A 12,130-nucleotide genomic window follows, 5' to 3' on the forward strand; every position below is an offset into this window, starting at 1 on the left:
GCATGATTAGAGTCCGGCCTGATGGAAGGACGGACGATGAAGCGATTGAGGTTCACGGAAGAGCAGATCATTGGCGTGCTGAAGGAGGCCGAGGCTGGGGCCAAGACGGGCGAGCTGGCCCGGCGCCACGGCGTATCGGAAGCGACGATCTACAACTGGAAGGCCAAGTACGGCGGCCTGGAGGTCTCGGAGGCGAAGCGTCTGCGAGCGCTCGAGGATGAGAACGCCAAACTGAAGCGCCTGCTGGCCGAGACGATGCTGGACAACGCCGGCCTGAAGGATCTTCTCGCAAAAAATTGGTGACGCCCGCTGCTAAGCGAGAGGCGGTCGCTCGTCTCCAGGCGGTCCTGGGGATGAGCGAGCGGCGGGCGTGCCGTGTTATCGGTGCCGATCGGAAGAGCATGCGCTACCGGTCGCAGCGGGAGGATGATGCCGAGCTTCGGTCGAAGCTGCGCGAGCTTGCGCAGCAGCGCCGCCGGTTCGGCTATCGTCGGCTGCACATCCTGCTGCGGCGGGAGGGCGTGGTGATCAACCGGAAGAAGACGCAGCGGCTTTACCGCGAGGAGAAGCTGGCGGTCCGGTGCCGACGGAACCGGCGCCGTGCCATCGGTGCACGCGCGCCGGCGCCCGTTCTGGCGCTACCCAACCAGCGGTGGAGCCTGGACTTCGTCCATGATCAGATGGCGTCGGGACGCCGGTTCCGGGTGCTCAACATCGTCGACGATGTGACCCGCGAGTGCCTGCGTGCGGTGCCGGACACATCGATATCGGGGCGCAGGGTCGTGCGCGAGCTAACCGACCTCATCGCCGAGCGTGGCAAGCCAGGCATGATCGTCAGCGACAACGGCACCGAGCTGACCTCGAACGCGGTCCTCGCCTGGTGCGGAGAGATCGGCATCGAGTGGCATTACATCGCGCCGGGCAAGCCGATGCAGAACGGCTACGTTGAGAGCTTCAACGGCCGCATGCGCGACGAGCTGCTCAACGAGACCCTCTTCCTCAGCCTTGATCATGCCCGCGTCGTGATCGCCGCCTGGGCCCAGGACTACAACCAGGAAAGGCCGCACTCATCCCTTGGATACGAGACCCCAGCGGCGTTCGCCGCTGAATTGGATAAGCAATGGCCCGCTTCGCTACGCCCTACGGGCTCCGCTACGCAGGCCATTGCTCAACCCGCGCTCATGCGCAACAAAGCTGCCGGGCTCTAATCCGTGCTGGTGGAAACCAGGGGGTCACGTCAGTGCCGATGGGCGTCGGCACCTGAAACCACGCTGGTAACTTCACATACAGCTTGATCCGGGCATCGTTTTCCAAGGCTTCGGCAAAGGACCGCTCGATGGTTTCGGAGTCAACGACAACACCCTCATAAATGTGAGTGCCCCCAGACAGTCCGTTGAACTGGCTCTTGACCACGTTCGCCTCGAAAGCGTCGATCAGGTCATCAAACTGGCGCTGCTCATAACAAGTGCCGTCGCGCTCATATTTGATGCCATCAACAAGCTGATCGGCCAGCCGCGTCTTGATCGCCGTCACCAGCGCCGCCGCAAATTCCTGCGGGTTGGCAAGTGCACGTTCCGGGGCAGCGAGCTTCTTCAGGATGGCCAATATGGTCTTGCGCCCAATCCGCATCGGAGGCGTGGTCGCCTCCATCAGGTTTTCGACAACTGCCTCGATATTTGGCAGGGCGAAGCGAGGGGATCAGTTCGGTCATCACTTGATCGTATGGCGGATTAGCCCCATCCGCTTCCTGTAGTTCCCTTCCGGAGTGTCCCCACACAAAGTCGATCCAAGACGGATTTTGCCCGGTCGTTAGACGTCCGCTTTCAGGCATCACTTACCTGCCGCCGTGCTCGCCCGACCTGAACCCGATCGAGCAGATTGATCAGCTCGGCGCGCCTCGACAGACCAGTCTTCCGCATATGTCGAGTATCGTCGCAGAAATTAGCATGGAAGCGAGGACGCCAGCCAACTTCCAACCGCTGGAAACGTCCATGTTGAGGACGGTATAAGCCGGCAGCGATCCGAGCGCGTGGAACATCAGCACTTGTGCGGCCATGAAGGGCACCAGCAGCCACTGTCGGCTTCCGACCAGCCAGTCGCGCGCGAGGTGGATGGTGGTTGCGGCAGGTACGAAGACGAGCAGATTTGCCGGCACCCACCATATCGGGAAACGTGCAATGGTCAGCGGTGTATCGCCATAGTAGCGCCAGAGGCCCAGGCTGATGCCGAGATAATCGTAGCCAATGACGAACAGCCCGAGCGTGCCCACGAGTACGCGATAGCCACGCACGGTCATGCCGTTGCCGAAGCGATCGACCAGGAACACGATCCCCGGCGCAAAATAGAAGCAGTAGGCGAACCCGACGAACAGCGGGATCGTGCGACCTTGCGCGGTGAACAGCGTGAGCTGGCCAACGGGCGGGTAAAAGCAGTGGCCCAGCATCGTGACGATAGGCTCGCAAACCATCGACAGCGCGCTGCCGAGGAAGATCGCAAGCGGAATGGCTGAACGGGTCGTTCGCGCAGCAACAATCGCGAACAGCGCCGCGCTCAGCGCCAGGAGCCCGAAAACGATCGTCACAGGATACTGTGCGGCGGGCATTACTGCGTCGAATGGTGGTTGCGGAACGCCCTGGCCCAAATCGAAAGCGGTCGGCTGCCCGGTCATCGGGCGATCATCGGCAGCGCGACGACGGCCAGCACGAACACCAGCCAGCTGTAGGCCGCCACTCGCAGACCGCGTGGTTCTTCGCGGGCTTCCATGAATTGATCGAGGATGATCGCCGCCTTCATGCCCGCGATGGCCAGCACGGCGACACCGCCCCAGCGCCAAGATATTCCCCCATGGCCGATGCCGTAGGACAGCACGCTGGCCGCAACGAGCAAGCCAACGAGCACGACTGGATGGCGTAGCGCGCTCATGCCGCACTGCCGAGGTACAGGGTGGCGAACAGAATCACCCACAGCAGATCGACCATGTGCCAGAAAATTGCCGCGCTGCCGAACATGCGCAGCAGCGCGGACGATGCATCGCCCCGCCGGTAGCGCCAGGCGATCCAGCCGACCGCCAGAATCGATAGCACCACATGGCTGAGATGGAGCCCGGTCATCGCAAAGTAGTGCGAAAAGAACAGCTGGCTGTCCGGCCCTTGGCCCGCCGCGAACCGTTCGCGATATTCCAAGGCCTTCAGCCCGCAGAACGCGAGCGAGGTTGCCAGCGCTCCACCCAGCAAGGGGACGACGCGCACGATCGCGCCGCTGCGTGCCGCCGACAGGGCCACAACGACGAGGCCCGAACCAAGCAGCAGCAGCACCGTCTCCGCCAGCCCGCGTGTCGCATCGAGCGCTGCGTGGCCCGCCTGGAACGCCACAGGATCGCGCCAGCGGTCGATGCTGAAGGCGGTGAACAGTACCGCAAAGACGATCATGTCGGCAAAGATGAAGGCCCAGAAGCCCCGGTCCCGATCGGTCGTCGCGGCAAGTCGCTCGGGCACCGGCCCGGTAGTTCCCGCCAATGCTTCGCGTTCGAGCCGGTTCAGCGCCTTCAGGCCATAGAACGACAGCAGCACGATCCAGAAGAAGTAGATGTTCGCCTCGACCCAGAAGTTCACGAGGCCGTCGCGCGCAAACACGCCAATGCGGAAGAACGGCATCGCAAACTCGATCAGCGACCCGAACCCGATCCAGATCGAATACCAGCACACCCAGCGCGGCATCAGCGGCTCTGCGCGCCGGTCCGACAGGAGCAGCACACCGAAGGGAATTTGCTGGATCAGAACGCCGGCATAGGGAACCAGCAACATCACCCACCCGGTGTCGTACATGAATTGCAACGTGAGGGGATCGAGCGCCTCTGCTCGATAGGCCCCGAATACCATGATCATGAACGCGATCATGAACGCGACCGCCGTCAGCCCGGCACCCCACATCTGGAATTGCGACAGCACGCGGTTGCCGCCCTCCAGCGTCTCCATCAACTTGGACAGTCCGACGCCCCAGATGATGTAGAACGGCACGAAGGTCATCGCGCCGAGCATGCCGATGCGGATGCTGTTGCCGTCACTGACGAACCACGCAGCGACAACCGTCGCCGGTATGGTGGGGGCGAACGGCGGAAAGCTGTGCGCGATCACCCCCCAGAACAACGCCAGCGCCACCAGGAAGATCGGCCCGGACCACAGGCAGAAGCGCCAATAGCGATAGGGAGCGAGCGCCGCGTCCACGGTCCGGTCGTCGGTCAGAACTTGAAGCCGAACGAGGCACCGAACGTCCGACCTACCCCCGGCACCACTGTGTTGCCCACCTGGCCCTGCAACCCGGAGAACAGATATTTGGCGGCAAACAGGTTCCGTGCCCAGACGCGCACGTTGTAACGCTCATCGGGCGCAAACCAGGTCAGCTGGGTGTTGACCAGGCTGTACGACGGCTGGCGCACGCTGTTGTCGGGCGTGAAGAAGAAACCGTCGTTGTAGGCATAGCTCACGTTGGCGACGACCTTCGAAGCTCCGATCGGCACGGTATAGTCCGCCGAGATGCTGGCGGTGACTTCGGGCGTGAACACGGTGGTGTTGCCCTTGCCCTGGCCCGCCGTGACGGTGTTGCCGAACGGTGGCGCAAAGTTGGGCGTATAGAACGGCGCCAGCGGAAAATCGCCATAACGTCCGTGGGTGTAGGACAGTCCGCCGCGCAGCGACAGTTGATCGCCGATCTTGGCGTCGAACTCGATCTCCGCGCCGTAGATTTTCGCAGCGGCGGCATTCAACAGCAGCTGCTTGGCTCCGACTTGGGAGATCAGCTGGATGTTCTTGTAGTTGTAGTAGAATGCGGCACCGTTGAGATGCGCGCGGCCATTGGCAAGCGTGGTCTTGAGCCCGACTTCGTAGGCATCGAGTTGTTCGGGCAACACAGGTGCGTCGCCGGGCGAAGTGACGTTGTAGATGCCGCTCTTGAACCCGCGATTGTAGCTGACATAGCCCATCACATCGCGACTGAAATCGTGATCGAGCGACAGTCGCCAGCTGGGCTTGGAAAACGTGCGTTCGGCGTCGAACGCGCCGGGCGGTGCAAGCGGAATTACGCCGACTCCAATGACATCGCCGGTAAGCTCGCCATGATAGCGCCGCCGGTCGCTGGTATAGCGCAGTCCTGCGGTCACGCGCGTCGCCTCGCCAACGTGAAGCGTCGCCTGCCCGAAACCGGCAAGCGAGCGCGTGGACTGGAAGGAGCGATTGATGATCAGCGCGTTCAACCCCATCCCGGCCACAGCGAGCCCGCCGATCTGGAACGGATCGTAGCCGCTGCGGCTGTCGAGATAGAACGCCCCGACAATCCACTGCAGGTTGCCGCTGTCGCCGGCGAGGCGCAACTCCTGCGTGAACTGGCGGTTCTTCTCGTCGAGCGTGACGTCGAGGATCGGGAACTGCGTGCCATCGGCATCGGTGTGGGTCTTGATGCGCAGCGTGCGGTACGCGCTGATGCTGGTCAGCTTGAGGCTGCCAATGTCCTGGTCGATGGTCATCGAGCCACCGCCGCCGCGAAACTCGATCGACGGATCGAACTCGAGATTGGCGTCATAGTAGCCGCCGCTATAACCGACCTGGCCGTTGAGCAGCGCCGAGGAATCGGTCGCGCGCTGCGGCAGCGCCTCCGATCCCTTGTAAAAGACGTAATCGCCGGCCAGCACGATGCGCGTGCCTTCGCCGGGCTCGAGCAGCAACTTGCTGCGGACGGTAAAATCCTTGCCCTTGATGATGTCATGCCCGGTGGCGAGGTTCTTGCCGAAGCCGTCGCGCTGGTCGCGGTAATAGGCGGCAATGTCGAGCGCAGCCTTGGAGCCAATCCCGGCCGTACCGTAGATCGTGCCTTCGAGCGTGTTCTTGTTGCCATAGCCGATCTGGCCGCGAACCGAAGGCTCGTATGACGGGGTCAGGGTGATGATGTTGATCGCCCCGCCGGTCGCATTGCGGCCGTACAGTGTGCCTTGGGGGCCTTTTACTACCTCGACGCGCTCGATATTGTTGAGCGACATTGTCGCGGCCGATGGTGACGGCTGGTAGATGCCATCGACAAATGTCGCGACAGCGCCTTCTTGGGCCGCCTGTCCGCCGGCCGTGCCGACGCCGCGCAGGAACACCAGCGATGCGCCGGTCTGGCGCTTGATGTTGAGGCCCGGGACCGCGACCGCGAAGTCGTCGGTCGAACGGATACCCGAATTTTCCAGCGTCTTGGCCGTCACCGCACTGATCGCGATCGGCACGTCCTGAAGTCGTTCCGAACGGAACTGGGCGGTTACGACGATCTCGCCAGTCTTGCCGGTCTCACCAGCTTTGTCGGCGTCCCTGGCCGGATCGGGCTTGGCCTCCTGCGCGTGGGCTTGTCCGACAAATGCCAGCGATGCCGATGCCATCAAGGTGACGTGATGCCTCATGATCTTCTCCTGTCCCGGTGCCGGCGGCGTTGAGTCTCGCCGGTCATGCCAAATCGATTATCACGCTAATGATACGCTACCGTTTAGTTTTAACAAGTGCACTTGTTTGCCGGGCGGAACGGTCGCACAGCATCGGGCAGCGACGCTGCCAAACAAGGCGGAACGGGGACCATCCGCCTTTCCAACTCAGGGAATTATCGTGCCGGGAAGGACGATCGACACAGCGGCCGGCGGGGCGAAGGAAGCGCGACCGGCAAAGCGCAAGACCGGCCGCCCGACCCGCGACCAGGCATCGCGACTGACCGAAACGATCCTGCATGTCGCCATGGAACTGTTTCTGAAAAAGGGCTATTCGGCGACTTCGGTCGAGGCGATCGTGGAACGCGCGCACATATCCAAAGCGACATTCTACAGCCGTTTCCCTTCGAAGTCTGAGGTACTCGAAGCAGCGATCGACGCGTTGACCAGCCGGTTTGCGCCGATCAACAGCTTGGCCGAAGACGACGATCGACCGTTCGCCGAGCGGCTCTACGCGATCGGCGCGCTGTTGATGGACACGGCGCAATTGCCCGAAGGCATCGCGCTTGAACGCTTGACAATGGCCGAGTCAGCCCGCTTTCCCAGGCTAGCGCAAGCCGTGCACGAGCACGGCACCCGGCATGTAGAGGATTCGCTCGTCCGGTTTTTCGAGGACGCCCACTGCAAGGGCGAAATTGGCAAGGCCGATTTTCAACTCCTGGCCGAGCATTACACCGACACGATCCTGATGTTCAGCCGCAGAACCGCTCATGGCATTGGCTCCCGAGCGCTCGAGGGCGACCGCCATATGCGTCTTCGAGCTATTACAGTGATGCTGTGTAAATCATTGAAAAGTGATGTGGTGTGAGCGGCGCCAGTCGGGCGTCCCCCGACCGCAATTGAGCAGGCTTCGAAAAATTTGGAGACTCATTTTCACCAATCTGCGGTCTCTTGTTTGCCCATAGCGCCCTTACACGGAGGCAACTGCTGCCTGCCATTTTTTGCCGTCGACAACCGGTGAATCAACGACCGCTTCCGACGAGGCAGTTGGGGCCGGGAACGTAGGCTTTGACGGCGCCTGCTGCCCAGATGCTCAGATACGTGACGACGTCAGGTTTAGGCATAACTTGGGCTAGTGCCGAACCGATCATCGCCCGGGATGGCGTAGAGGCCGGCAGGGCAACATTCGCCGCTGCATTCGCCGCTGCGCGTCACATAGGGGGCTTCGCCGGACCGATGGCTGCGGCCATTCTCACCAGTTCCCACCGGCGCGAACTTGCGCAGCGCGAATCGGCGCGGCATAGCCCGGCGCCATGCATGACATCCGCCTGATCCGCGACGATCCCGCCGCTTTCGATACCGCCCTTGCCCGCCGCAGGGTGGCGCCGGTGGCCGCGTCCATCGTCGCGCTCGATGCGCGGCGGCGTGAGATCGCCACGCGGATGCAGGAGGCGCAGGCGCGCCGCAACGACGCCTCCAAGGCGATCGGTGCAGCCAAGGCGCAAAAGCGCGAGGACGAAGCCGCCGCGCTGATGGCCGAGGTCGCCGCGCTCAAGACCGAGCTGCCCGCGCTGGAGGACGAGGAGCGCACCCTCACCGCGCAGCTGGCCGACATGCTCGCCGCACACCCCAACCTGCCCGCCGCCGACGTGCCGCCGGGCGCGGACGAGACGTCCAATGTCGAAGTGTCGCGTTGGGGCACCCCGCGCCCGTTTTCATTCGAGCCGAAGGAACACGCCGACATCGGCCCCGTGCTGGGGCTGGACTTCGAGACCGGCGCGCTGATTTCGGGGGCGCGGTTCACGTTCCTGCGCGGGCAGATGGCGCGGCTGCACCGGGCGCTGGGGCAGTTCATGCTCGATCACCAGACCAGCGTGAACGGCTATGGCGAATGCGCGCCGCCGCTGCTGGTGCGCGATGAATCGTTGTTCGGTACGGGGCAGTTGCCCAAGTTCGCCGAGGACAATTTCCACACCACCGACGGGCGCTGGCTGATCCCCACCGCCGAAGTCAGCCTGACCAACGCGGTGCGCGAGCAGATTCTCGATGGCGCGACGCTGCCGCTGCGGATGACCGCGCTGACCCCGTGCTTCCGCTCCGAAGCCGGCGCGGCCGGGCGCGATACGCGCGGGTTCATCCGCCAGCACCAGTTCGAAAAGGTCGAGCTGGTGACGATCAGCCGGCCCGAGGACTCGGATGCGGAGCACGAGCGCATGACTGCTGCCGCCGAATCGGTGCTGCAGGCGCTGGAGCTGCCGTACCGCCGCATGTTGCTGTGCGCGGGCGACATGGGGTTCACCGCGCGCAAGACTTACGATCTGGAAGTGTGGCTACCGGGCCAGGGTGCCTATCGCGAGATTTCGAGCTGTTCCAACTGCGGCGATTTCCAGGCGCGGCGAATGAACACGCGGTTTCGGCCAGCCAAAGATGCTGGCGGCCAGAAGGGCACCGAGTTCGTCCACACGCTCAACGGATCGGGGCTGGCGGTGGGGCGCACGCTGGTCGCCGTGCTGGAAAACTACCAGCAGGACGACGGATCGGTCGACGTGCCGGCGGTGCTGGCGCCCTACATGGGCGGGATCACCCAGCTGGTGCCGGGCGGGGCGGCGTGAAGCGCGCCGTTGCCGCAGGCCTGCTGCTTGCGGTGACGGCTGGCGCCTGCCCGGCGCAAGGGCAAGGTGCCGGATCGAGCGCCCCGGTGCTGGTCTACACCGTGCGGGCGGGCGATACATTCGCCACGATCGCCGCCGGGCACGGCATCGACATGGCGACGCTGGGTGCGGCCAACGGCATCCCCTCGCCCTATATCATCCGTATCGGGCAGGAGCTGCGGATACCGTCGCACGGCTATGCCCGGCCGCGTCCGGCACCCGCGCCTGCCACACGCCCCCCATCGGTAGTGGCGCCGGTAACGCCGCCGCACGTCGTCCGTCCGGCGCCGCCGCCTACGCCCTACGCGCCGACCCGCGCGCGCGAGCTCGATGCGCCGCGCCTGGCGTGGCCGACCGACGGCGCGCTTGAAACGCCGTTTGGGCGGCCGGTTTCGGGCCTGCCCAACAACGGCATCGACCTGGTCGCCTACGACGGGATGACCGTGCGCGCCGCCGCCGCCGGGACCGTGGTGTTCGCCGGCAACGAGCCGCGCCGCTTCGGCCAGCTGGTGATCGTCGACCATGGCGGCGGCTGGGTCACCGCGTATGCCTATCTCGGCAAAGTCACGGTCAAACAGGGTCAGAAAGTGGCCCGGCGCGATCGCATCGCGACCATCGGCCGGAGCGGCGAAGCGGTGCGCCCGACGCTGCACTTCGAACTGCGCCGCAACAATATTCCGCGCGATCCTGCGCTGTATCTGCCGGTCAGACTTTAGCTTTTTGTTCAATCCGCTTGGTAAAAACCGTCCGTCCTGAGCTTGTCGAAGGACTGCACTTCGCTTTTGCCGCGCGAGGAAACAGAAAAAGCAATCCTTCGACAAGCTCAGGATGAGCGGGATTGGGGATAGCGAATCCGCCGCTCCTCACCCTCACCCTCACCCCAAGATCTTGAATACCAGCCCCATCGCCAGATACGCCACCATCCAGAACCCCGCGTCGATCAGCGCCAGCCGCGTGCTGATGCGCTGGTGGGTGTAACTGATCCACAGCGCGGGGATCACGAACGCGCCGGCCAGCCCGCCCGCCATCATGAAGTACAGCCACGGCTTCACTGCCAGCGTCGCCGGGCCGACGCGCGCGAACATGTGGCCCATCATCGTCGCGGTGACGAGCAGCAGCACGCCGGTGAGCGCCCATGTGCGGGCGGGCGAGGTGCGCGCGCCCAGTCCGCCGGGGCCGACTTCGGCCAGCTTGGCGCGGCCGAACAGCGGGCCGTACCACAGCGCCGATACCGCCATCGCCGCCAACGTCGCCGCCAACACGGCCAACCAGTTCACCGGACCCATTTATTATGCCTTTCGCGCCCCCGGATGTCGTCGCTGTAGCGCGTCGGGCGCGCGAGGTGTAGGGGGCGGCGCACGATGGCACTTGAAATACCTTCCTCCCCGCGCGTCGGCATGGTCAGCCTGGGCTGCCCCAAGGCACTGGTCGATTCCGAACGCATCCTCACCCGGCTGCGTGCCGATGGCTATGCGATGTCGCCCGACTATGCCGGCGCCGACGTCGTGCTGGTCAACACCTGCGGCTTTCTCGACAGCGCCAAGGAGGAAAGCCTGGCCGCGATCGGCGAGGCGATTGCCGAAAACGGCCGGGTGATCGTCACCGGCTGCTTGGGCAACGAAGCCGACGTGATCCGGGCGCGATTTCCGTCGGTACTCGCGGTGACCGGCGCGCACCAGTACGAGGACGTGGTCAACGCAGTGCACGAGGCCGCGCCGCCATCGCAGGGCCCGTACATCGACCTGATCCCGCAGCCGTCCGACATCGACATCAAGCTGACCCCGCGCCATTACAGCTACCTCAAGATTTCCGAAGGCTGCAACCACGCCTGCGCGTTTTGCATCATCCCCTCGCTACGCGGCAAGCTGGTCAGCCGGCGGATCGACGCGGTGCTGCGCGAAGCGGAAAAGCTGGTCGCGGCGGGCACGCGCGAACTGCTGGTGATCAGCCAGGATACTTCGGCCTACGGCGTCGACGTGCGGCACGAGGAGCGTCAGTGGAAGGGTCGCGCCGTGCGCACTCACATGACCGACCTGGCGCGCGAACTGGGCCGGTTGCGCACGCCGGATGGCGAGGCGCCGTGGGTGCGGCTGCACTACGTCTATCCCTACCCCCACGTCGATGCGGTGATCCCGCTGATGGCCGAAGGGCTGCTGACGCCCTATCTCGACATCCCGTTCCAGCACGCCAGCCCGAAAGTGCTGAAGGCGATGAAGCGCCCGGCGAACGAGGCCAAAGTGCTCGACCGGCTGCGGTCATGGCGCGAGATTTGCCCCGATATCGCGGTGCGATCGAGCTTCGTGGTCGGCTTTCCGGGTGAGACCGACGCCGATTTCCAGTACCTACTCGACTGGCTCGATGAAGCGCAGCTCGATCGGGTCGGCGCGTTCCGGTTCGAGCCGGTGGCGGGCGCTGCCGCCAACGACCTGCCCGATGCGGTGCCCGAGGCGGTCAAGGAAGAACGCTACGCCCGGATCATGGAAAAGACCGCCGCGATCAGCGCGGCCAAGCTCGCCGCCAAGGTCGGCCGCGTGCTGCCGGTGATCGTCGACGAAGTGGGCGAGCCCGACGAGGACGGCGACATCGGCGCGACCGCGCGATCGCAAGCCGATGCGCCCGAGATCGACGGCAACGTGTTCCTGCGCAACGTGCCAGCGGGCCTTGCGCCGGGCGACATCGTCGATGTGCTGGTCGAGGATGCCGACGCGCACGACCTGTTCGGGGTTATTGTCGACAACGGCTGAGGCGGTCAGCCCGGCCAGCGCCGGACCGACCTGCCCCGATCAGTGATGCTGCGCTGCGGCCTGCTGCTGCGCAGCTTTGGCGGCTTTGTGCTTGTAATAGTAATGGCCGCCCGCGCAGCCCGCCATTGCGCCGGCGATGGCGTGGTGGTGGGCATAATGTCCGGCAACACCGCCAGCAATTGCGCCACGGATGCAGCCTTTGGCCTCGGCAGCGGACGGCGCGGCGCCCAGCGCCAGCGTTGCGACAAGGGCAAGAACCAGCTTCGTGTTCATAGATCGACTCCGTGCGG

At 64.4% G+C, this 12,130-nt stretch carries 12 protein-coding genes; 5 read left to right on the top strand and 7 right to left on the bottom strand.

Annotated elements, in window-relative coordinates:
• Positions 1–36: 36 nt before the first annotated feature.
• Positions 37–1,208 (top strand): IS3 family transposase gene (locus NL2_RS06435; protein ID WP_157083087.1). Its coding sequence is split into 2 segments (ribosomal slippage): positions 37–289 and positions 289–1,208, totalling 1,173 coding nucleotides; the frame shifts between segments, so codons are not numbered across the junction.
• On the opposite strand, the gene NL2_RS06440 is transcribed toward NL2_RS06435, so the two are convergent.
• The 5 genes from NL2_RS06440 to NL2_RS06460 form a co-directional block, all read right to left on the bottom strand.
• Complete coding sequence (locus tag NL2_RS06440) at positions 1,180–1,650, bottom strand: restriction endonuclease (RefSeq protein WP_068073140.1); 471 nt, start codon at positions 1,648–1,650, stop codon at positions 1,180–1,182. The genes NL2_RS06435 and NL2_RS06440 overlap by 29 nt on opposite strands.
• A 232-nt stretch (positions 1,651–1,882) precedes the next feature.
• Entirely contained in the window at positions 1,883–2,668 is a 786-nt protein-coding gene (locus NL2_RS06445) for a hypothetical protein (RefSeq protein ID WP_068073142.1), read from the bottom strand.
• The gene (locus NL2_RS06450; RefSeq protein WP_068073144.1) at positions 2,665–2,922 is read right to left on the bottom strand and encodes a cytochrome C oxidase subunit IV family protein; all 258 of its coding nucleotides are present in this window, start codon (positions 2,920–2,922) and stop codon (positions 2,665–2,667) included. Before NL2_RS06450 ends, NL2_RS06445 begins: the two co-directional genes overlap by 4 nt.
• The gene (locus NL2_RS06455) at positions 2,919–4,223 is read right to left on the bottom strand and encodes a cytochrome c oxidase subunit 3 (protein ID WP_068073146.1); all 1,305 of its coding nucleotides are present in this window, start codon (positions 4,221–4,223) and stop codon (positions 2,919–2,921) included. The genes NL2_RS06450 and NL2_RS06455 overlap by 4 nt, the downstream gene beginning before the upstream one ends.
• A 14-nt stretch (positions 4,224–4,237) precedes the next feature.
• Positions 4,238–6,427: a TonB-dependent receptor gene (locus tag NL2_RS06460; RefSeq protein ID WP_084355943.1), complete on the bottom strand. Its 2,190-nt coding sequence runs from the start codon at positions 6,425–6,427 to the stop codon at positions 4,238–4,240.
• Positions 6,428–6,626: 199 nt separating this feature from the next.
• On the opposite strand from NL2_RS06460, the gene NL2_RS06465 reads away from it, so the two are divergent.
• The 3 genes from NL2_RS06465 to NL2_RS06480 all read left to right on the top strand — a co-directional run bounded on the left by NL2_RS06465 (position 6,627) and on the right by NL2_RS06480 (position 9,812).
• Positions 6,627–7,313, top strand: coding sequence for a TetR/AcrR family transcriptional regulator (locus tag NL2_RS06465; RefSeq protein ID WP_068073150.1), 687 nt, complete (start codon positions 6,627–6,629; stop codon positions 7,311–7,313).
• Positions 7,314–7,758: 445 nt separating this feature from the next.
• Positions 7,759–9,057, top strand: a complete 1,299-nt coding sequence (gene serS / locus NL2_RS06475; RefSeq protein WP_068073155.1) for a serine--tRNA ligase — start codon at positions 7,759–7,761, stop codon at positions 9,055–9,057.
• Positions 9,054–9,812, top strand: coding sequence for a M23 family metallopeptidase (locus NL2_RS06480; protein ID WP_068073157.1), 759 nt, complete (start codon positions 9,054–9,056; stop codon positions 9,810–9,812). The genes serS and NL2_RS06480 overlap by 4 nt, the downstream gene beginning before the upstream one ends.
• Positions 9,813–9,971: 159 nt before the next feature.
• Here the strand turns inward: NL2_RS06480 and NL2_RS06485 are convergent, their stop codons facing one another.
• Positions 9,972–10,382: a DUF1761 domain-containing protein gene (locus NL2_RS06485; protein WP_068073160.1), complete on the bottom strand. Its 411-nt coding sequence runs from the start codon at positions 10,380–10,382 to the stop codon at positions 9,972–9,974.
• A 75-nt stretch (positions 10,383–10,457) separates the two neighbouring features.
• Here NL2_RS06485 and rimO point away from each other — a divergent pair, with 75 nt between their 5' ends.
• Complete coding sequence (gene rimO / locus NL2_RS06490; protein ID WP_068073163.1) at positions 10,458–11,840, top strand: 30S ribosomal protein S12 methylthiotransferase RimO; 1,383 nt, start codon at positions 10,458–10,460, stop codon at positions 11,838–11,840.
• A gap of 39 nt (positions 11,841–11,879) precedes the next feature.
• On the opposite strand, the gene NL2_RS06495 is transcribed toward rimO, so the two are convergent.
• The gene (locus NL2_RS06495) at positions 11,880–12,113 is read right to left on the bottom strand and encodes a hypothetical protein (RefSeq protein WP_068073165.1); all 234 of its coding nucleotides are present in this window, start codon (positions 12,111–12,113) and stop codon (positions 11,880–11,882) included.
• Positions 12,114–12,130: the final 17 nt, after the last annotated feature.

Origin of the sequence: Novosphingobium lentum NBRC 107847 (assembly GCF_001590965.1) — a bacterium.
Lineage (GTDB): Bacteria > Pseudomonadota > Alphaproteobacteria > Sphingomonadales > Sphingomonadaceae > Novosphingobium > Novosphingobium lentum.

Bases quoted from the DNA above. Each gene is read 5' to 3' on its own strand.
- NL2_RS06440 (WP_068073140.1), bottom strand. From the start codon at position 1,650: ATGGAGGCGACCACGCCTCCGATGCGGATTGGGCGCAAGACCATATTG.
- NL2_RS06445 (WP_068073142.1), bottom strand. From the start codon at position 2,668: ATGACCGGGCAGCCGACCGCTTTCGATTTGGGCCAGGGCGTTCCGCAA.
- NL2_RS06450 (WP_068073144.1), bottom strand. From the start codon at position 2,922: ATGAGCGCGCTACGCCATCCAGTCGTGCTCGTTGGCTTGCTCGTTGCG.
- NL2_RS06460 (WP_084355943.1), bottom strand. From the start codon at position 6,427: ATGAGGCATCACGTCACCTTGATGGCATCGGCATCGCTGGCATTTGTC.
- serS (WP_068073155.1), top strand. From the start codon at position 7,759: ATGCATGACATCCGCCTGATCCGCGACGATCCCGCCGCTTTCGATACC.
- NL2_RS06485 (WP_068073160.1), bottom strand. From the start codon at position 10,382: ATGGGTCCGGTGAACTGGTTGGCCGTGTTGGCGGCGACGTTGGCGGCG.
- rimO (WP_068073163.1), top strand. From the start codon at position 10,458: ATGGCACTTGAAATACCTTCCTCCCCGCGCGTCGGCATGGTCAGCCTG.
- NL2_RS06495 (WP_068073165.1), bottom strand. From the start codon at position 12,113: ATGAACACGAAGCTGGTTCTTGCCCTTGTCGCAACGCTGGCGCTGGGC.